This is a genomic window from Streptomyces sp. MB09-01 (assembly GCF_033794505.1).
GTDB lineage: Bacteria > Actinomycetota > Actinomycetes > Streptomycetales > Streptomycetaceae > Streptomyces.
On sequence record NZ_JARAYQ010000162.1, the window covers coordinates 1 to 19,550 of the forward strand.

A 19,550-nucleotide genomic window follows, 5' to 3' on the forward strand; every position below is an offset into this window, starting at 1 on the left:
CCCAGGCTCCCGCCGCCGAAGCCCCCGCCGTGGACGCCGCCGCCGACGCCCGGACCTCCGTACGGGAGACCACCGCGTGAGCACCGCACCGTCCCCGGAGCGCCCGGCCCCCTCCTGGGCAGCCGGCCGCTCGCCCGCCGGCCGGGACCGCCTCGGCCGCTCCGCCCTCGCGGCCTTCGCCGCGGCCGCCGCCGTCGACCTCGGGTCCCTGCTGGCCGACTGGCACCTCGGGCACCTCATCGCCAAGCCGCTGCTGATGCCCCTGCTCGTCATCTACGTGATCACCCGCGGCGCGCCCCGGCTGCTGGTCGCCGCCCTGCTGTTCGGCTGGGGCGGTGACCTGGCCCTGCTCTTCGACGCCGAGGCCGCCTTCCTCGTCGGCATGGGCTCCTTCGCCGTCGGGCACGTCTGCTACCTCGTCCTGTTCGGCAAGCGGCCCGCGAACCCGCTGCTCGGGGGCGGGTACGCGCTCGCCCTCCTCGGGACCGTCGCCCTGCTCTGGCCCGACCTGCCGGCCGACCTGCGGATCCCGGTCGCCGGCTACAGCCTGCTGCTCACCGCCATGGCGTTCCGCTCCAGCGCCCTCGGGCTGCGGGCCGGGACCGGCGGGGCGCTGTTCCTGCTCTCCGACACCCTCATCGCCTCCGGCGTCGCCGAATGGCCCCAGCTGCCCCGCCCGGACTTCTGGATCATGGCCACCTACCTGGCCGCCCAGTACCTCCTGGCCACCGGTTCGACAACCACCCGGGAGGCGGGCGTACCGTAGGACGGCCCTCAGTCGTACAAGACTGAACAACCCCGAGCCGGAGGACTGCACCACCATGCGCGCCACCGTCATCCACGCCCCGCACGACATCCGCGTGGAGGAGGTGCCCGACGCTGCGATCCAGCGCCCCGAGGACGCCGTCGTCCGCGTCCTGCGTGCCTGCATCTGCGGCAGCGACCTGTGGGCCTACCGCGGCGAGGCCGAGCGCCAGCCCGGCCAGCGCATCGGCCACGAGTTCCTGGGCATCGTCGAGGAGACCGGCCCCGCCGTGGCCGGCCTGCGCGCCGGCGACCTGGTCGTCGCGCCCTTCATGTGGTCGGACGGCACCTGCGAGTACTGCAAGGAGGGGCTGTTCACCTCCTGCGACCACGGCGGTTTCTGGGGCTCGGTCGGCCACGACGGCGGCCAGGGCGAGGCCGTCCGCGTCCCGCACGCCGACGGCACCCTGGTCAAGCTGCCCGCCGAGGCCGTCTCCGACGACCACCTGCTCACCGGGCTGCTCGCGCTCTCCGACGTCATGGGCACCGGGCACCACGCGGCCCTGGGCGCGGGGGTGCGCCCGGGTTCCACGGTCGCCGTCGTCGGTGACGGCGCGGTCGGCCTGTGCGGCGTCCTCGCCGCCAAGCGCCTGGGCGCCGAGCGGATCATCGCACTGGGCCGTCACACCGCCCGTACGGACATAGCCAGGCTCTTCGGGGCCACCGATGTCGTCGCCGAGCGCGGCGAGGCCGCCGAGGCGGCCGTGCGCGAGCTCACCGGCGGCCGGGGCGCGCACGCCGTCATCGAGGCGGTCGGCACCGAGCAGTCCATGCGCACCGCGGTGAACATCACCCGCGACGGCGGGGCCGTCGGCTACGTCGGCGTCCCGCACGGCAGCGGCACCGGCCTCGACCTCGGCGTCATGTTCGACCGCAACATCACCCTGCGCGGCGGCGTGGCCCCCGTCCGGGCCTACATCCCGGAGCTGCTGGAGGACGTGCTCAGCGGCGCGATCGATCCGGCGCCCGTCTTCGACCGTGCCGTGTCCCTGGACGAGGTTCCGGACGGCTACCGCGCGATGGACGACCGCACCGCGCTCAAGGTGCTGATCAAGCCCTGACCGGATGACCGGAGGACCGGACGGGCCGGATGACCGGACGGGCCGGGCGGGGTGATCCCCCCGGCCCGTCCTCGTTCCCGCGCTCTGCCGCTGCCGGCCGAGCGTGCTACTCGACGGCCTTGAGCGCGTCGACCACGCCGGAGCCGTAGTAGCCCGTCTGGCCCCACTTGGCCTGGCAGGTGGTGGCGTTGATCAGGGCGCCCGTGGCGTCGTAGATCTGCGTCGGGCAGGCCGCCTTCGTGGACTGCGTCTTGAGCATGACCTGCAGCTGGGAGGGCGTGGCGTACGGGTGCGCGCTCTTGAGCAGCGCAGCGACGCCCGCGACGTGCGGGGCGGCCATCGAGGTGCCCTGCTTGTAGCCGTAGCCGCCGCCCAGGACGGTCGACAGCACGCGCCCGTTGGCGTCCGGGGTCGCCGGGACCTGCCACTTGTCGCCGCCGGGGGCGGCGACGTCCACGACCCCGAGGCCGTAGCTGGAGTAGTACGAGCGCAGGCCCTTGTCGCCGGTCGCCGAGACGGTGACCACGCCCGGCAGCTGTGTGGGCAGGTCCAGGCAGACGCTCGGGTCGACGGTGCGCGGCACCGGGGTGGTGTCGTTCGGGCTGGTCTCGTCGACGAGGGAGTCGGCCGCCAGGTCCTGGTTGGAGTTGCCGGCCGAGGCCACGTGGAGCGTGCCCTTGCGCTCGGCGTACTTGGTGGCCCGGCCGATGGCCTCCACCAGCGCCTTCTGGTCGTCGTCGGTCTTGCAGTTGAAGAGGTACGGGTCGACGTAGTAGCTGTTGTTCGTGACCTCGATCCCCTTCTCGGCGGCGAACATGAAGCCGCAGACGACCGCCTCGGTGTAGAAGAGGCTGGTCCCGGGCTCGCTCACCTTGATCGCGGCGATCTTCACGCCGGGCGCGACACCGCTGATGCCGAGGCCGTTGCGCGCGGCGCCGATGGTGCCGGCCACGTGGGTGCCGTGGTCGCTGCCGTCGGCGTACGGGCGCCAGGCGCCCTCGGTGGTGTCCGCGACCCCGCCGACGCAATTGGCCGACTGGTCCTTGGAGAAGTTCGGGGCGAGATCGGGGTGGGTGTCGTCGACACCCGTGTCGATGATGCCCACGGTGACGTTCCGGCTGCCATCGTTGATCTTGTGCGCCTCGTCGGCCTTGATCGTCCGCAGGTCCCACTGGTTGGGCTCCAGCGGCTCCTGACCCTCCTGGGCCTGCGCCGCGGCCTTGGCGGCGTCCGCCGCGCCCAACCGCTGCGTCGCACCCTCCTCGGTGGTCTGCACCGCCTGCATCGGGGCCGTCCGGGTGGCGCCGACCGACACGAACAGACCGCGCTGGGCGCGCAGCTCCTTGGCGAAGTCCGGGTTCTGGGAATGTGCGACGACGACCCCGATCTGCTCATAGGCCGTCACCACCGTTCCGCCGGCCCGCTCGACGGCCTTCTTCGCCGCCTTCACCGTGGCGTACGCGTTCAGGTTCGCCACGTACGACAGCTTGGGCCCGGAAGTCGAGGGCTTCGCGGCCGTCACCGCGTCCGCCGTGCCGTCCAGCGGCACGGCGGAGGCCGGTACCGAGGGCAGGAAGGCGAGCGAGGCGGTGAGCGCCAGGCCGACCGGCACGGCGAGGGCGCGCCGGCGGACAGGTCCCAGATGAGCCATGGGTTCTCCAGATCATCTTTGAAAAAGCCGTCCGCACGCGGTCGCGTCGGACGGGTTCATGACAAGTGAACCTAGCGCTGCCGTTCCCTGCTACGCCATCAGTTCGAGAAATCAGTGTCCGAAGAATCCATGGGTGTTGAACCGTCCCGACACGCCGTACGTGCCGTTGACAGGGGGGCTCGGCACTCCCGGCCCCCCACACGGAGGTTGTTTTGTCCGTCGTCCCCACCGCACCCGCGTCACAAGGAGATCCCCCCGTGACCACCGAAGCAGCGCCGCCGCCGGGCAGCGCGGGAACGCCCCTGGCGGGTCCCACGGCCGAAGATTTCGCGACCGTCCAGCAGAGTGCCGAATTCGCCGAACTGCGGAGCTCCTACCGCTCCTTCGCCTTCCCGCTCACCGTGGCCTTCATCGCCTGGTACCTGCTCTACGTCCTGCTGTCCAACTACGCGGGCGGCTTCATGGGGACCAAGCTCTTCGGCAACATCAACGTCGCCCTCGTGCTCGGCCTCGCCCAGTTCGCGACGACCTTCCTCATCGCCTGGCTGTACGCGCGGCACGCCGCCACCAGGCTCGACCCCAAGGCCGAGGCCATCAAGGCGCGGATGGAGGCCGCGGAATGAGCGGCGCGCTCCACCTGACGACGGCCGCGGGCGCCTCCGAGCACCGCCCGCTGATCATCACCCTGTTCGGGCTGTTCGTCGTCGCCACCCTGATCATCACCGTCTGGGCCGGCCGCCAGACCAAGGACGCCGCCGACTTCTACGCGGGCGGCCGCCAGTTCACCGGCTTCCAGAACGGCCTCGCCATCTCCGGCGACTACATGTCCGCCGCGTCCTTCCTCGGCATCGCCGGAGCCATCGCCCTCTTCGGCTACGACGGCTTCCTCTACTCCATCGGCTTCCTCGTGGCATGGCTGGTCGCCCTGCTCCTCGTCGCCGAGCCGCTGCGCAACTCCGGCCGCTACACGATGGGCGACGTGCTCGCGTACCGGATGCGCCAGCGGCCCGTCCGGACCGCCGCCGGCACCTCCACCATCGTGGTCTCGATCTTCTACCTGCTCGCCCAGATGGCCGGCGCCGGCGTGCTCGTCTCGCTGCTCCTGGGCATCACCAGCGACGGCGGCAAGGTAGCCATCGTCGCGCTGGTCGGCGTCCTGATGATCGTCTACGTGACCATCGGCGGCATGAAGGGCACCACCTGGGTCCAGATGGTCAAGGCCGTCCTGCTCATCGCGGGCACCCTGCTGATCACCTTCCTGGTGCTGGTGAAGTTCAACTTCAACATCTCCGACCTGCTGGGCAAGGCCGCGGAGAACAGCGGGCAGGGGGCGAAGTTCCTCGAGCCGGGGATGAAGTACGGCAAGGACTCGACCTCCAAGCTGGACTTCATCTCGCTCGGCATCGCCCTGGTCCTGGGCACCGCCGGCCTGCCGCACATCCTGATCCGCTTCTACACGGTGCCCACCGCCAAGGCCGCACGGAAGTCCGTGAACTGGGCCATCGGCATCATCGGCGCCTTCTACCTGATGACCATCGCCCTCGGTTTCGGGGCCGCGGCCCTGCTCGACCGGGACGAGATCATCAAGTCCAACAAGGCGGGCAACACGGCGGCGCCGCTGCTCGCCCAGGCGGTCGGCGGAGGCCCCGACTCCACCGGCGGCGCGATCCTGCTCGCCGTGATCTCCGCGGTCGCCTTCGCCACCATCCTCGCCGTGGTCGCGGGCCTCACCCTCGCCTCCTCCTCGTCCTTCGCGCACGACCTGTACGTGAACGTGATCCGCAAGGGCAAGGCCACGGAGAAGGAGGAGGTGCGCGCCGCCCGCTGGTCCACGGTGGTCATCGGCGCCGTCGCCATCGGCCTGGGGGCCCTGGCCCGCGACCTCAACGTCGCCGGGCTGGTCGCGCTCGCCTTCGCGGTCGCCGCCTCCGCCAACCTGCCGACGATCCTCTACAGCCTCTTCTGGAAGCGCTTCACCACCCAGGGCGCGCTCTGGTCCATCTACGGCGGCCTGATCTCGGCGGTCGGCCTGGTGCTCTTCTCCCCGGTCGTGTCCGGCAAGCCCACCTCGATGTTCAAGGACGCGGACTTCTTCTGGTTCCCGCTGGAGAACCCCGGCATCATCTCGATCCCCCTCGGGTTCTTCCTGGGCTGGCTGGGAACCGTCCTCTCCAAGGAGAAGGCCGACCCGCAGAAGTTCGCCGAGCTGGAGGTGCGCTCCCTCACCGGAACAGGGGCGCACTGACATCGTCCGAACACCCAGCGTGGCCGCGTCGTAGGTCCCTACGACGCGGCCACGTTACGTCTCGTTCATTTGGGCACCTCTTCGCGACACATGCGTCGCGTAGGCTCGAAATAGAACGCGTGAAGTAGATCCAAATGTTGCGCGTACCTCTAGATCCGGACAGGGGAGGGGGCCCACAGTGCTTCTCGACACCTACGGCCGCGTGGCCACTGACCTGCGCGTCTCGCTCACCGACCGGTGCAATCTGCGCTGTACCTACTGCATGCCCGAAGAAGGGCTGCAGTGGCTCGGCAAGTCCGATCTGCTCAGTGACGACGAGATCGTCCGGCTGATCCGCATCGCCGTCACCCGGCTCGGCATCACCGAGGTCCGCTTCACCGGCGGCGAGCCCCTGCTCCGCCCCGGCCTGGTCGGGATCGTCGAGCAGTGCGCGGCCCTCGAACCCCGCCCCAAGATGTCGCTGACCACGAACGGCATCGGTCTCAAGCGCACCGCGCAGGCCCTCAAGGCCGCCGGCCTGGACCGGGTGAACGTTTCCCTGGACACCCTGCGGCCCGAGGTCTTCAAGACCCTCACCCGCCGCGACCGGCACAAGGACGTCATCGAAGGCATGGCCGCGGCCCGCGAGGCCGGCCTCACCCCCGTCAAGGTCAATGCCGTGCTCATGCCCGGACTCAACGACGACGAGGCCCCCGACCTGCTGGCCTGGGCCGTGGAGAACGAGTACGAGCTCCGCTTCATCGAGCAGATGCCGCTCGACGCCCAGCACGGCTGGAAGCGCGACGGCATGATCACCGCAGGGGACATCCTGCAGTCCCTGCGCACCCGCTTCACGCTCACCGAGGAAGGCGCCGACGAGCGCGGCTCCGCCCCGGCCGAGCGCTGGGTCGTCGACGGCGGCCCGGCCACCGTCGGCGTCATCGCCTCGGTCACCCGCCCGTTCTGCGGCGCCTGCGACCGTACGCGGCTCACGGCCGACGGACAGGTCCGTACGTGCCTGTTCGCCACCGAGGAGTCGGACCTGCGCGCCGCGCTGCGCTCGGGCGCCCCGGACGAGGAGATCGCCCGGCTGTGGGAGGTGGCGATGTGGGGCAAGAAGGCCGGGTCCGGCCTCGACGACCCGTCCTTCCTGCAGCCCGACCGCCCCATGTCCGCGATCGGCGGCTGACCGGGAGTCGGTGACCGGCCGGGCTCGGCAGCCGGCCGGAGCTCAGCGGCCCCGCCGGGCTCAGCGCAGGCGCTCCGAGCCCTCCGGCTGCACCCACTCGTCGAGCTTCACGACGTCCTTGAGGAAACCGCGGACCCCCAGGAACTGGGAGAGGTGTTCGCGGTGCTCCTCGCACGCCAGCCAGGTCTTGCGCCGCTCCGGCGTGTGCAGCGTCGGGTTGTTCCACGCCAGGACCCAGACGGCCGCGTCGCGGCAGCCCTTGGCGGAGCAGGTGGGGGTTTCGTCGGGGCCGGAGGGGACACCGGAAGCGTCGGAGGAAGTCACGGCCCAACCCTAGAACGGAAAGGCGACGCCGAGCAGCCACGGGGGGAGCTGCCCGGCGTCGGTCCGTCGCTCCGACGGGGGATGCGGAGCGCGTGAGCAGTATGTCACGCAGGACCCGGTGGAGTGCACCGGAACTTCACGATTGATCTGAGCTTTTCTTGAGGTTTCCCGCCTCCAGCGCCGGCCGCACCGGAGCGGGGATGAAGTGGGAGGGCAGCGAGGGCGTCGACTCGCGCCCCGCGTTCGCGATCACCACGGCCACGTAGGGCAGCAGGGCTCCCGCGACGAGCGTCACGATGGCCACCGGGCGCTGCACGTTCCACAACAGCACGGTCGCGATGACCGACAGGGTCCTGATCCCCATCGAGATCACGTACCGGCGCTGGCGGCCCCGCACGTCCTCGTCGAGGCCCATCCGCGCACCGGTGATCCGGAACACCTCGGCCCCGTTCCGCTTCTGCCGCTTCGTCCGTTCCACGCTCCACCGCCCGATCGCCCGCCGGGCGCTACCGCGGCCCGGACCTCTCCACGGTACGCCGCCCCCGCACCGCGAGGAGAGGGGGCACCCCTCATTGGAGGATGCCCGAAATGCGCGGTACGCCGGGCGGGCCGAAACTGGGCCCACGTGCGCACAACGCGCCAGGAGGAGGCTCGACATGTCTTGGTTGTGGGCGATCATCGTCGGTTTCGTGCTGGGGCTGATAGCCCGGGCCATCTTGCCGGGCAAGCAGTACCAACCCCTCTGGCTGACCACCCTCTTCGGCATCGCCGGTGCGGTCCTCGGCAACGCCGTGGCCGTCTGGATCGGCGTCGGGGAGACCAAGGGCATCGACTGGACCCGGCACCTGCTGCAGCTCGCCGGAGCGGTCCTCGTGGTCGGGCTGGGCGAGATGCTCTACGGAGCGGTCCGGGGCCGCAAGCGGCAGATGACGTGAGGCACTCCGGATCATGGCGGAGGGGCCGGCCGGACCCCGAGTCCGAACCGGCCCCTCCGCCGTGTTGTTCCGTGCGCCGTCCTACGAGGCTCCGAGGCCTCAGGCCCCGGTGACCTCGACGGCCGCCAGGTTCTTCTTGCCCCGGCGCAGCACCAGCCAGCGCCCGTGCAGCAGGTCCTCCTTGGCGGGGACCGCGTCCTCGGCGGCGACCTTCACGTTGTTCACGTAGGCGCCGCCCTCCTTCACGGTCCGGCGGGCGGCCGACTTGCTCGCCACCAGGCCGGTCTCCGCGAGCAGGTCCACGACCAGGCCCAGCTCCGCGACCCGGGCGTGCGGCAGCTCGGACAGGGCCGCGGCCAGCGTGGCCTGGTCCAGGTCCGCCAGCTCGCCCTGACCGAACAGCGCCTTCGACGCGGCGATCACGGCCGCGCACTGGTCGGCGCCGTGCACGAGCGTGGTCAGCTCCTCCGCCAGCGCACGCTGAGCGGCACGCGCCTGCGGCCGCTCGGCGGTCTGCGCCTCCAGCTCCTCCAGCTCCTCACGGGACTTGAAGGACAGGATCCGCATGTAGGTGGAGATGTCCCGGTCGTCCACGTTCAGCCAGAACTGGTAGAACGCGTACGGCGTGGTCATCTCCGGGTCGAGCCAGACGGCGCCGCTCTCGGACTTGCCGAACTTGGTGCCGTCCGCCTTGACCATCAGCGGGGTCGCCAGCGCGTGCACGACCGCGCGCGGCTCGACGCGGTGGATCAGGTCGAGCCCGGCCGTCAGGTTGCCCCACTGGTCGGAGCCGCCCTGCTGGAGCACGCAGCCGTAGCGCCGGTACAGCTCCAGGAAGTCCATCCCCTGGAGCAGCTGGTAGCTGAACTCGGTGTAGCTGATGCCCTGGTCGGAGTCGAGCCGCTTGGCGACCGAGTCCTTCGTCAGCATCTTGTTGACCCGGAAGTGCTTGCCGATGTCCCGCAGGAACTCGATCGCGGACATGCCCGCCGTCCAGTCCAGGTTGTTCACCATGAGCGCGGCGTTCTCGCCCTCGAAGGACAGGAACGGCTCGATCTGGGTGCGCAGCCGGGTCACCCAGTTCGCGATGGTCTCCGGGTCGTTCAGGGTCCGCTCGGCCGTCGGCCGCGGGTCCCCGATCTGCCCGGTGGCCCCGCCGACCAGCGCCAGCGGCCGGTTCCCGGCCAGCTGGAGCCGGCGCACGGTGAGCACCTGCACCAGGTGCCCCACGTGCAGCGAGGCGGCCGTCGGGTCGAAGCCGCAATAGAACGTGACCGGACCGTCCGCGAAGGCCTTGCGCAGCGCTTCTTCGTCAGTGGACTGGGCGAAGAGCCCACGCCACTTCAGTTCGTCGACGATGTCCGTCACGGTCGCTCGACTCCTTCGGATGAGGGAAATTGCAACACTTCGTTGCAACGGTCAGTCTAGGCCGGTCAGACGCCCTTGCTGACCGAACTCATGTTGAAATCCGGGATGCGCAGCGCGGGCATCGCGGCCCGCGTGAACCAGTCGCTCCACTCGCGCGGCAGCGTCTTCTCGGTCCGGCCGGCCTCCGAAGCCCGCGACAGCAGGTCCACGGGGGACTCGTTGAAGCGGAAGTTGTTGACCTCGCCGACGACCTGCCCGTTCTCCACCAGGTAGACGCCGTCCCGGGTCAGGCCCGTGAGCAGCAGCGTGGCAGGGTCCACCTCGCGGATGTACCAGAGGCAGGTCAGCAGCAGACCCCGCTCGGTCCCCGCCACCATCTCCTCCAGGGACTTCTCGCCGCCCCCGTCGAGGATCAGGTTCCCGAAGCCGGGGGAGAGCTGCATGCCGGTCAGTCCGGCGGTGTGCCGGGTCGTGGTCAGCCGGGCCAGCTCCCCGTCGCGGATCCACTCGGTCGCCGGGACCGGCAGGCCGTTGTCGAAGACCGAGGCGTCGTCGCCGGAGCTGTGCGCGATCACGAACGGCGCGGTCTCCAGGCCGGGCGCGTTCGGGTCGCTGCGCAGCGTCAGCGGCAGCTCGGACAGCTTCTCGCCGAGGCGGGTGCCGCCGCCCGGCTTGGAGAAGACCGTACGGCCCTCCACCGCGTCCCGGGCCGCCGCCGACCACATCTGGTAGATCAGCAGGTCCGCCACGGCCGTCGGCGGCAGCAGGGTCTCGTACCGGCCCGCGGGCAGGTCGATCTTCCGCTCCGCCCAGCCCAGGCGCACCGCGAGCTCCGCGTCCAGCGCGGTCGGGTCCACGTCCTTGAAGTCCCGGGTGGAGCGGCCGGCCCAGGCCGAGCGCTGCCGGTCCGGAGACTTGGCGTTGAGCTCCAGCGTGCCGTTGGGCTGGTCGTGGCGCAGCCGCAGCCCGGTGGAGGTGCCGACGTACGTGGAGACCAGCTCGTGGTTGGCGAAGCCGTACAGTTCCCGGCCGCCGGCCCGGGCCCGGGCGAAGGCCTCGCCGAGGGCCGGCGCGAAGTCGGCGAACACGGCCGAGGTGGTCTCGGCGGGGGCGTCGGTGAAGTCCGGCGAGGCCGGGGTCCCGGTGACCAGCGGCTGGGCGTCCTCCGCCGGGCCCGCCCCGCGCGCGGCCGCCTCGGCGGCGCGCACCAGCGGCTCCAGGTCGGCCGCGGTCACGGCGGAGCGCGAGACGACCCCCGAGGCCGTGCCCTCCTTGCCGTCGACCGTGGCGATGACCGTCAGGGTCCGGCCGCGGGTGACGCCGTTGGTGGTGAGCGCGTTGCCCGCCCAGCGCAGGTTGGCGCTGGACTCCTCGTCGGCGATGACGACACAGCCGTCGGCGGTGGACAGCTCCAGTGCCCGCTCGACGATCTCGTGGGGCTTGGTGCGTCCGTTCGAAAGCGTGCTCATCGGCCGGCCTCCAGCGTGGTGTTCAAGATGTTCACGTCGCGGAACAGCGCGGACGGGCAGCCGTGCGAGACCGCCGCGACCTGGCCCGGCTGGGCCTTGCCGCAGTTGAAGGCGCCGCCCAGGACGTAGGTCTGGGGGCCGCCGACCTTCTCCATCGAGCCCCAGAAATCGGTCGTGGTGGCCTGGTACGCGACGTCGCGCAGCTGTCCGGCCAGCCGGCCGTTCTCGATCCGGAAGAACCGCTGCCCGGTGAACTGGAAGTTGTAGCGCTGCATGTCGATCGACCAGGACCGGTCGCCGACCACGTAGATCCCGCGCTCCACCCCGCCGATCAGGTCCTCGGTCGAGAGCCCGCCCGGATCCGGCTGCAGCGAGACGTTCGCCATCCGCTGGACGGGCACGTGCCCGGGGGAGTCGGCGTAGGCGCAGCCGTTGGAGCGGCCCAGGCCCGTCAGCTTCGCGATCCGCCGGTCCAGCTGGTAGCCGACCAGGGTGCCGTCCTTGACCAGGTCCCAGGACTGCGCCTGGACGCCCTCGTCGTCGTACCCGATGGTCGCCAGACCGTGCTCGGCCGTGCGGTCACCGGTCACGTTCATGATCGAGGAGCCGTACGTCAGCTTGTTCAGCTGGTCGAAGGTGGCGAAGGAGGTCCCCGCGTACGCCGCCTCGTAGCCCAGCGCCCGGTCGAGCTCGGTGGCGTGGCCGATGGACTCGTGGATGGTGAGCCACAGGTTGGACGGGTCCACCACCAGGTCGTAGCGGCCGGCCTCGACGCTCGGCGCCCGCATCTTCTCGGCGAGCAGGCCGGGGATCTGCTCCAGCTCGGAGTTCCAGTCCCAGCCGGTGCCGGTCAGGTACTCCCAGCCGCGGCCGGCGGGCGGGGCGATGGTGCGCATGGAGTCGAACTCGCCGGTCGTGCCGTTCACGGCGACGGCGGTGAGCTGCGGGTGGATCCGCACCCGCTGCTGCGTGGTCGAGGTGCCCGCGGTGTCGGCGTAGAACTTGTTCTCGTGCACGGCGAGCAGCGAGGCGTCCACGTGGGCCACGCCGTCGGCCGCCAGCAGGCGCGCGCTCCAGTCGGCGAGCAGCGCCGCCTTCTCCGCGTCCGGCACCTCGAAGGGGTTCACGTCGTAGGCGGAGATCCAGGTGCGGTCCGCGTGCACCGGCTCGTCGGCGAGCTCCACGCGCTCGTCCGAACCGGCGGCCTTGATCACCTGGGCGGACAGCTTCGCCATGGCCACGGCCTGCGAGGCCACCTTGGCGGCGGCGTCCATGGTCAGGTCCACACCGGAGGCGAATCCCCAGCTGCCTCCGTGCACCACGCGGACCGCGAATCCGAGGTCGGTGGTGTCGGACCCGCCGGCCGGCTTGGCATCGCGCAGGCGCCAGGACGCGTTGCGGATCCGCTCCAGCCGGAAGTCGGCATGCTCGGCGCCCAGCGCGCGGGCCCGGGCGAGCGCCGCGTCGGCGAGCGCCCGCAAGGGAAGCGCGGTGAAGGCCGCGTCGATGGAATGGGGCACGGAAGTCCTCCCGGGGTCGGGGCCGGTCGCCCCGATCATGTCGCGATCGGGGCCCTCGTGCCTACATCTTTCTGTAGGGACTCGACAGAGCCCGCCGCGAGGCCCTGTCGGGGGTCGATTCTCCGTACGAGCGATGCGACCTATAGGTTTTTGGTATTCAGACCGCTAGCGAAAGGGTGATCCGTTGAGCCGCTCGGTTCTCGTCACCGGAGGAAACCGGGGCATCGGCCTCGCCATCGCCCGAGCCTTCGCAGAGGCCGGCGACAAGGTCGCGATCACGTTCCGGTCGGGTGAGCCGCCGGAGGCGCTCACCTCGCTCGGTGTCCTGGCGGTGCGGTGCGACATCACCGACTCCGAGCAGGTGGAGCAGGCCTACAAGCAGATCGAGGACGCGCACGGCGCGGTCGAGGTGCTGGTGGCCAATGCCGGCATCACCAAGGACACGCTGCTGATGCGGATGTCCGAGGAGGACTTCGCGTCCGTCGTGGACACGAACCTCACCGGCACGTTCCGGGTGGTCAAGCGCGCGAACCGTGGCATGCTCCGTGCCAAGAAGGGCCGCGTCGTCCTGATCTCCTCGGTCGTCGGGCTGCTCGGCTCGGCCGGCCAGGCCAACTACGCCGCTTCGAAGGCCGCGCTGGTCGGCTTCGCCCGCTCGCTCGCCCGTGAGCTGGGTTCCCGCAACATCACCTTCAACGTCGTCGCCCCCGGTTTCGTGGACACCGACATGACGAAGGTGCTCACCGACGAGCAGCGCGCGGGCATCGTGGGCCAGGTGCCGCTCGGCCGTTACGCGCAGCCCGAGGAGATCGCGGCAGCCGTCCGCTTCCTGGCGTCCGACGACGCCGCGTACATCACCGGAGCCGTCATTCCCGTTGACGGCGGATTGGGCATGGGTCACTGATCACCATGAGCGGAATTCTCGAGGGCAAGCGCATCCTCATCACGGGTGTGCTGATGGAGTCCTCCATCGCCTTCCACACGGCCCGGCTGGCCCAGGAGCAGGGCGCCGAGGTCATCCTCACCGCCTGGCCGCGCCCGTCGCTGACCGAGCGCATCGCGAAGAAGCTGCCCAAGCCGGTCAAGGTGATCGAGCTCGACGTCACCAACGACGAGCACCTGGCCCGCCTGGAGGGCCTCGTCCGCGAGGAGCTCGGCGGTCTCGACGGCGTCGTCCACTCGATCGGCTTCGCGCCGCAGGACGCCCTCGGCGGCAACTTCCTGAACACCCCGTTCGAGTCGGTCGCCACCGCCATGCACGTCTCGGCGTTCTCGCTGAAGTCGCTGGCCATGGCCTGCAAGCCGCTGTTCCCGGCGGAGGGCGCGGCCATCGTCGGCCTCACCTTCGACGCGCAGTTCGCGTGGCCGCAGTACGACTGGATGGGCCCGGCCAAGGCCGCGCTGGAGGCCACCAGCCGCTACCTCGCCCGCGACCTGGGCAAGGAGAACATCCGCTGCAACCTGGTCTCGGCCGGTCCGATCGGCTCGATGGCCGCGAAGTCCATCCCGGGCTTCGGGGAGCTGGCCGAGGTCTGGAACTCCCGCTCCATGCTGGACTGGGACATGAGTGACCCGGAGCCGACGGGCAAGGGCGTCGTGGCCCTGCTGTCCGACTGGTTCCCGAAGACCACCGGCGAGATCGTCCACGTGGACGGCGGCCTGCACGCGATGGGTGCCTGACCCTCCGGTCAGGGCTCCTGCGTCCGTACGGCGACGGCCGCGCTTCCCTCCGGGGGAGGCGCGGCCGTCGCCGTTCCGCGTGGCCCGCGGGCGCCGATCGCTCGTATGTTCACCGGCCGACCGGATCTTCCCGAGTCGAAAACCAGGACAGATGCCTGCAGACTGGCCAGGCCGGGATCTTCCCGGCTCCTGCGGGGAGGAGGGTAGGAGTGCGAGCGAGGCCGAGCCGAACGCTGTCGATGCTGGTCACCTCGGTGATCCTGACCGGACTCCTGGTCCCCGGAGCGGCCGCGCAGCCCGTGGGAGACGAATCGGTGTCCGGCCCCGAAGCGGTGGCCCCGGCCGTCGTGGAGCTCGCCGAGATCCCCGCCGAGCCCCCCGCCCAGCCCTCGCGCCCCGCCGGGCGGGAACTCTTCGGAGCCGACTGCGACACCACGATCGAGGGCTCGCAGGTGACGGCGAACTGCCACAACGCCTACCCGGAGACCGACCTGCTGCGGCTGCACGTCGAATGCGACCGCTGGTGGGACCTGGACGGCGACGGCGCCGCCGTGGCCGTCGGACCGGCCGGCCGGGTGGAGCTCATCGGCCGCTGCTGGAAAGAGGTCCGCTCGGCCTGGGTCAGCCACCAGCGGGCGTGAGCGGATCCCCGGCCCTGTTCTTGCCGAGGCACGCGAAGGGGTAGCCCGCCGCCTCCGAGGCCGCCGCGTCCCCGTCCCCGCGCCGGATCGCCTCGATCAGCCGCGCGTGGTCCAGATGGGCCGACGGATGCAGCTCGGTGCCCACGTCCGCCCGCAGCCAGTCGGCCACCAGGTCGCCGAGGTCCGCGTACAGCCCGATCAGCACCTCGTTGTGCGACGCCGTCACCACCGCCATGTGCAGGCTCACGTCCGCGGCCACGAAGACCTCCGCGTCCCCTCCCGCCCAGGCCTCCTCGCGGCGCGCCAGCAGCGCGTCCAGCTGTACGAGGTCCCGCTCCGTGCGCCGCTCCGCCGCCAGCCGGGCCGCCGAGGACTCCAGCGTCGAACGCAGCTCGGCGATGTGCCGCGGCTCGGCACCGGCGAACCGGCGGTGCATGACGCCGGCCAGCTCGCTGGTGGCGATGACGTACGTGCCCGAGCCCTGCCGGATGTCCAGGAGGCCGTTGTGCGCCAGCGCCCGCACGGCCTCGCGCACCGTGTTGCGGGCGACGCCGAGCAGCTCGACGAGCTCCGGCTCGGTCGGGATGCGGGCACCGACCGGCCACTCGCCGGAGGTGATCTGGTTCCGCAGCTGGGCGATCACCTGATCGACGAGTGCGGAGCGCCGTGGCGACGTCAGCGGCATGGGTTCCTCTCAAGAGCGACTGGACAACCAATCATCCCATGATTCTATGATGGCTGGATGTCCGACGAAGAAATCCAGACGCTCGACCGGCCCGCCGGGTGCCACCAGCCCCCGCGGCAGGCCGCCCGCGAGGAGGCCGTGGACCGCACCGCGGCCGCCGCCAGCCCGCACGCGGCGGCGCAGCCGACCTGGCTCGGCCCGGTGCTCATCGTCGGAATCGTGCTGGCCGCCCTCAACCTGCGGCCCGCCATCACCAGCCTCGGCGCCCTCTTCGAGGAGACCCGCACGGGTCTCGGCATGAGCGGTACCGTCGCCGGACTGATCACCTCCGTCCCCGCCCTCTGCTTCGCCGTCTTCGGCGTCACCGCGCCCCGGCTCTCCCGCCGCTTCGGCCCGGCCGCCGTCGTCTGCGCCGGCATGGCCGCCGTCGCCACCGGCCTGCTGATCCGCCCCTTCACGAGCGGAGCCGCGGGTTTCCTGGCGGCCAGCGCCCTGTCCCTGGCCGGCATAGCCCTCACCAACGTCCTGCTCCCGGTGATCGTCAAGCGCCACTTCCCGGACCGGGTCGGCACCATGACCGGCCTGTACTCCATGGCCCTGGCCGCGGGGACCTCGCTCGCCGCCGCCGCGACCGTCCCGCTGACCGGCGCCCTCGGCGGCAGCTGGCGCACCGGCCTGCTCGTCTGGGCCGTGCTCGCCCTGGTCGCCCTGCTGCCCTGGCTGCCCGTCGCCCGCGCCTCCCGGCGCGCCGAGCGGGCCGCGACCGCAGCCGCCTCCGGCGCGGGCACCGCCGTACGGGCCGACGCGGGCCCGCGCGTCGGCCGCAGCCGCACCGCCTGGGCCCTCGCCTGCTACTTCGGCCTCCAGGCCACGGGGGCGTACATCACCATGGGCTGGCTCCCGCAGATCTTCCGCGACGCCGGGGTCTCCGCCTCCACCGCAGGCGTGCTGCTCGCCGTCACCATGGTCATGGGCGTCCCGCTCGCCTTCGTCATCCCGGGCCTCGCCGCCCGGATGAAGAACCAGGGCGCCATCGCCGCCGTCCTCGGCGTCTTCGGCCTCACCGGCTACCTCGGGCTCTACTTCGCCCCCGCCGCCGGAGCCTGGGCCTGGGCGCTCCTCCTCGGCATCTCCAACTGCGCCTTCCCCCTCGTCATCACCCTCATCGGGCTGCGCGCCAAGTCCCCGGCCGGCGTCGTCAAGCTCTCCGCCTTCGCCCAGAGCACCGGCTACCTCATCTCCATCCCCGGGCCCCTCCTCATCGGCGCCCTCTACCAGCACAGCGGCGGCTGGGACCTGCCGCTCGCCCTGATGGCGGGCCTGCTCGTCCCGCAGATCGCGCTCGGTGTCCTGGCGGGCCGGGACCGCACGATCGAGGACGAATGCGGCATGCGAGACTGACAGGCATGTCGCCCGTACTTGAACCGAACCCGCAGGACGGCCGCAAGAAGCTCGGCCTCGTGCTCGGCGCGATCCTCGGCATCACCGTGATCATCTCGGTGATCGCCACGATCGCCTCGCCCTGAGGACGCCCCGAGTACGCCACTGGACGCCTCCGGGGACGCCCTTGAGGCGCCCGCCTCCCCCGGGGTGGGGATAGCCCCACCGCCCCTAGGGGGTCAGGCTCAGGGTGAAGTGGGGTGTGCCCCGGATGGGAACGGCCGCACCGGATCCATAGATTCGTGACAGCGAGCCAGTCCCGTCCGCACACCCACGGAGGCGGCCATGTCGGCCCCCACGCACACCCGGTCCCTCCCGTCCGTCACCGCCCCCCGGGCCCGCACCGCCGCCGCCGCGAGCACCCGGCTGCACTGGTGGGCGCTGGCCCTGCCCGCCCTCGCCTTCGGCCTCCTGCTGACGCTCCTCGCCGGCTCCGGCGAGGCCCACGCGGCCACGGGCGAGGCCTCGTCCCTGGTCCAGGTCGCGGAGCAGCTCCTGCGCGCCGTCGGCTGACCTCCCGAGCGCCCCTCACCTCCCGGGGTGAGGCCCCCCAACACCCTGCGCCCCGTGGCTCGTTTCATGCGAAGCTGGGAGTCATGAGCGCCGACACACCCCGCAGGATCGCCCTCCTCCGGCACGCCAAGGCCGACTGGCCCGAGGTGTCCGACCACGACCGCCCGCTGGCGGAACGAGGCCGCAAGGACGCGCCGGCCGTCGGTCTGAAGCTCGCCGAGACCGGCATCGTCTTCGACCTGGCCCTCTGCTCCACCGCGGCCCGCACCCGCGAGACCTGGAAGCTCGCCGTCCAGGAGATGCCGCACCGGCCCAAGACCCACTACGAGGAGAGGCTCTACGACGCCTCGCTGGGCGAGCTCATCGCCCTGCTGAACGAGACCTCCGACGACGTCTCCGACCTCCTCGTCATCGGCCACAACCCCGGCATGCACGCCCTCGCCGACGCCCTCTCCGGGCGCGCGGAGGGAGACACCCTCGCGAGGATGACCCGTACGGGATTCCCGACCGGGGCCCTCGCCGTCGTCTCCTTCACCGGATCGTGGAAGTCCGTGGAGCACGGGGTGGGCACCCTGCTCGACTACTGGACCCCCAAGGGACACTGACCGGCCCGGCCGGCCGCGTACGCGCGAACGGGCCCCGGCGGCCGATGCGGCTGCCGGGGCCCGTTCGCATCCCGTCGGTGTCGCGGGGGTCAGGCCAGATCGGCGGCCTCGACCTCCTCGCGGGTGATCCCGAGCAGGTACAGCACCGCGTCCAGGAAGGGCACGTTCACCGCCGTGTGCGCGGCCTCGCGGACCACCGGCTTGGCGTTGAAGGCCACGCCGAGCCCGGCCGCGTTCAGCATGTCCAGGTCGTTGGCCCCGTCGCCGATGGCCACCGTCTGGGCCAGCGGCACCCCGGCCTCGGCGGCGAAGCGGCGCAGCAGCCGGGCCTTGCCCGCCCGGTCCACGATCTCGCCCGTGACCCGGCCCGTCAGCTTCCCGTCGACGATCTCCAGCGTGTTGGCGGAGGCGAAGTCCAGCCCCAGCCGCTCCCGCAGATCGTCCGTGACCTGGGTGAACCCGCCCGAGACCACGCCCACCTGGTAGCCGAGCCGCTTGAGCGTGCGGATCAGGGTCCGGGCCCCCGGGGTCAGCTGCACCTCGGCGCGGACCTTGTCCACGACGGAGGCGTCCAGGCCCGCCAGCAGCGCCACCCGGGCGTGCAGCGACTGCTCGAAGTCCAGCTCGCCGCGCATGGCCCGCTCGGTGACCTCCGCGACCTCGGCCTCGCACCCGGCGTGCGCGGCGAACAGCTCGATGACCTCGTCCTGGATCAGGGTCGAGTCCACGTCCATGACGACCAGGCGCTGGGCCCGGCGGTGCAGTCCGGCCGAGACCACGGCCACGTCCACGCCGATGTGTGCGGAGGCGGTGGCCAGTGCGGTGCGCAGCGGCTCGGTCTCCACGCCGGAGACGGCGAACTCCACGGCCGTCACCGGGTACTTGGCGAGGCGGAAGATACGGTCGATGTTGCCGCCGGTCTCGGTGATCCGTGAGGCGATGGCGGCGGTGGACTCGGCGGTGAGGGGGTGCCCGAGCACGGTGACATGGGAGCGGCCGCTGCCGCGCGGCCGGTTGTCACCGGTGCCGGAAAGGATCTCGGCCTGCATCTTGAGGGACTCGGCCCAGCTGTGGACGGTGGCCCGCAGGTCGCCCTCGGCGCCGCCGGCGGGCTTGGTGACGAGGGCGCACAGGACGATGCGGCCACGGGTGACGACCTGCTCGATGTCGACGACGTCGACGGAGTAGGCGGCGAGGGTGTCGAACAGCCCGGCGGTGATCCCGGGACGGTCCTTGCCGAAGATCTTGACGAGGAGGGTAGGGACGTCGGAGGTCTGCGATGCGCTCATGGTGCCCTCACCGTATCTTCCCGACCCCGACCCCAGGACCCCCGTCCCACGTCTTGAACGGTCGCGCCGACCGAACGAACGGCCCGCCGCGGCACCGCCGGGGGGCCGTTCGTTCGGTCGGCGCGACCGTTCAAGACGTGGGACGGGGGTCC

21 protein-coding genes are annotated in these 19,550 nt (G+C 71.5%); 13 read left to right on the forward strand and 8 right to left on the reverse strand.

Features of this window, described 5'->3' with window-relative positions; genetic code table 11:
• Positions 1–76 precede the first annotated feature (76 nt).
• Positions 77–766, forward strand: a complete 690-nt coding sequence (locus PV721_RS28445) for a lysoplasmalogenase (RefSeq protein WP_416371201.1) — start codon at positions 77–79, stop codon at positions 764–766.
• 55 nt (positions 767–821) lie between these two features.
• On the forward strand, positions 822–1,865 hold the full coding sequence (locus PV721_RS28450) for a zinc-dependent alcohol dehydrogenase family protein (protein ID WP_319728984.1): 1,044 nt from the start codon (positions 822–824) through the stop codon (positions 1,863–1,865).
• A gap of 106 nt (positions 1,866–1,971) precedes the next feature.
• Here the strand turns inward: PV721_RS28450 and PV721_RS28455 are convergent, their stop codons facing one another.
• Complete coding sequence (locus PV721_RS28455; protein WP_319728988.1) at positions 1,972–3,516, reverse strand: S8 family serine peptidase; 1,545 nt, start codon at positions 3,514–3,516, stop codon at positions 1,972–1,974.
• A 257-nt stretch (positions 3,517–3,773) separates the two neighbouring features.
• Between PV721_RS28455 and PV721_RS28460 the strand changes: the two genes are divergently transcribed.
• From PV721_RS28460 to moaA, 3 genes are all read left to right on the forward strand, one after another.
• Positions 3,774–4,139: a DUF485 domain-containing protein gene (locus PV721_RS28460; protein WP_319728992.1), complete on the forward strand. Its 366-nt coding sequence runs from the start codon at positions 3,774–3,776 to the stop codon at positions 4,137–4,139.
• Positions 4,136–5,761, forward strand: coding sequence for a cation acetate symporter (locus tag PV721_RS28465; RefSeq protein ID WP_319728995.1), 1,626 nt, complete (start codon positions 4,136–4,138; stop codon positions 5,759–5,761). Before PV721_RS28460 ends, PV721_RS28465 begins: the two co-directional genes overlap by 4 nt.
• Before the next feature lie 178 nt (positions 5,762–5,939).
• Complete coding sequence (moaA, locus tag PV721_RS28470) at positions 5,940–6,929, forward strand: GTP 3',8-cyclase MoaA (RefSeq protein ID WP_319728997.1); 990 nt, start codon at positions 5,940–5,942, stop codon at positions 6,927–6,929.
• Between the two features lie 60 nt (positions 6,930–6,989).
• Here moaA and PV721_RS28475 read toward each other — a convergent pair whose 3' ends face one another.
• Together PV721_RS28475 and PV721_RS28480 are read right to left on the reverse strand one after the other, a co-directional pair.
• A complete protein-coding gene (locus PV721_RS28475; protein ID WP_319729000.1) occupies positions 6,990–7,253 on the reverse strand; it encodes a hypothetical protein in 264 nt (87 codons plus the stop codon).
• 136 nt (positions 7,254–7,389) lie between these two features.
• A complete protein-coding gene (locus tag PV721_RS28480) occupies positions 7,390–7,668 on the reverse strand; it encodes a DUF3099 domain-containing protein (protein WP_051837537.1) in 279 nt (92 codons plus the stop codon).
• Positions 7,669–7,909: 241 nt separating this feature from the next.
• Here PV721_RS28480 and PV721_RS28485 point away from each other — a divergent pair, with 241 nt between their 5' ends.
• Positions 7,910–8,188, forward strand: coding sequence for a GlsB/YeaQ/YmgE family stress response membrane protein (locus PV721_RS28485; protein WP_319729002.1), 279 nt, complete (start codon positions 7,910–7,912; stop codon positions 8,186–8,188).
• Between the two features lie 99 nt (positions 8,189–8,287).
• Here the strand turns inward: PV721_RS28485 and tyrS are convergent, their stop codons facing one another.
• The 3 genes from tyrS to PV721_RS28500 form a co-directional block, all read right to left on the reverse strand.
• Positions 8,288–9,556 carry a tyrosine--tRNA ligase gene (gene tyrS, locus PV721_RS28490; protein ID WP_319729004.1) on the reverse strand — a complete coding sequence of 423 codons (1,269 nt, stop codon included), beginning with the start codon at positions 9,554–9,556 and terminating at the stop codon, positions 8,288–8,290.
• Positions 9,557–9,621: 65 nt separating this feature from the next.
• Positions 9,622–11,025: a metallopeptidase TldD-related protein gene (locus PV721_RS28495; RefSeq protein WP_319729007.1), complete on the reverse strand. Its 1,404-nt coding sequence runs from the start codon at positions 11,023–11,025 to the stop codon at positions 9,622–9,624.
• Positions 11,022–12,545, reverse strand: a complete 1,524-nt coding sequence (locus PV721_RS28500; protein WP_319729009.1) for a TldD/PmbA family protein — start codon at positions 12,543–12,545, stop codon at positions 11,022–11,024. The genes PV721_RS28495 and PV721_RS28500 overlap by 4 nt, the downstream gene beginning before the upstream one ends.
• 184 nt (positions 12,546–12,729) lie before the next feature.
• Between PV721_RS28500 and fabG the strand changes: the two genes are divergently transcribed.
• The 3 genes from fabG to PV721_RS28515 all read left to right on the forward strand — a co-directional run bounded on the left by fabG (position 12,730) and on the right by PV721_RS28515 (position 14,866).
• Positions 12,730–13,449, forward strand: coding sequence for a 3-oxoacyl-[acyl-carrier-protein] reductase (gene fabG, locus PV721_RS28505; RefSeq protein WP_030717003.1), 720 nt, complete (start codon positions 12,730–12,732; stop codon positions 13,447–13,449).
• Positions 13,450–13,454: 5 nt separating this feature from the next.
• Positions 13,455–14,225: an enoyl-ACP reductase FabI gene (gene fabI, locus PV721_RS28510; RefSeq protein ID WP_319729013.1), complete on the forward strand. Its 771-nt coding sequence runs from the start codon at positions 13,455–13,457 to the stop codon at positions 14,223–14,225.
• A 209-nt stretch (positions 14,226–14,434) separates the two neighbouring features.
• Positions 14,435–14,866: a hypothetical protein gene (locus PV721_RS28515; RefSeq protein ID WP_319729015.1), complete on the forward strand. Its 432-nt coding sequence runs from the start codon at positions 14,435–14,437 to the stop codon at positions 14,864–14,866.
• Here the strand turns inward: PV721_RS28515 and PV721_RS28520 are convergent.
• Positions 14,847–15,551 carry a FadR/GntR family transcriptional regulator gene (locus PV721_RS28520; RefSeq protein WP_319729018.1) on the reverse strand — a complete coding sequence of 235 codons (705 nt, stop codon included), beginning with the start codon at positions 15,549–15,551 and terminating at the stop codon, positions 14,847–14,849. The genes PV721_RS28515 and PV721_RS28520 overlap by 20 nt on opposite strands.
• 57 nt (positions 15,552–15,608) lie before the next feature.
• On the opposite strand from PV721_RS28520, the gene PV721_RS28525 reads away from it, so the two are divergent.
• The 4 genes from PV721_RS28525 (at position 15,609) to PV721_RS28540 (ending at position 18,109) form a co-directional block, all read left to right on the forward strand.
• Positions 15,609–16,952 carry an MFS transporter gene (locus PV721_RS28525; protein ID WP_319729020.1) on the forward strand — a complete coding sequence of 448 codons (1,344 nt, stop codon included), beginning with the start codon at positions 15,609–15,611 and terminating at the stop codon, positions 16,950–16,952.
• Between the two features lie 5 nt (positions 16,953–16,957).
• Complete coding sequence (locus PV721_RS28530) at positions 16,958–17,077, forward strand: SGM_5486 family transporter-associated protein (RefSeq protein ID WP_267882100.1); 120 nt, start codon at positions 16,958–16,960, stop codon at positions 17,075–17,077.
• Positions 17,078–17,276: 199 nt separating this feature from the next.
• Entirely contained in the window at positions 17,277–17,504 is a 228-nt protein-coding gene (locus PV721_RS28535) for a hypothetical protein (RefSeq protein ID WP_319729025.1), read from the forward strand.
• 83 nt (positions 17,505–17,587) lie between these two features.
• Positions 17,588–18,109 carry a histidine phosphatase family protein gene (locus PV721_RS28540; protein ID WP_319729028.1) on the forward strand — a complete coding sequence of 174 codons (522 nt, stop codon included), beginning with the start codon at positions 17,588–17,590 and terminating at the stop codon, positions 18,107–18,109.
• A gap of 89 nt (positions 18,110–18,198) precedes the next feature.
• On the opposite strand, the gene serB is transcribed toward PV721_RS28540, so the two are convergent.
• Positions 18,199–19,398 (reverse strand): phosphoserine phosphatase SerB, encoded by a 1,200-nt coding sequence (gene serB, locus PV721_RS28545; protein WP_319729030.1) that lies wholly within the window; start codon positions 19,396–19,398, stop codon positions 18,199–18,201.
• Positions 19,399–19,550 lie beyond the last annotated feature (152 nt).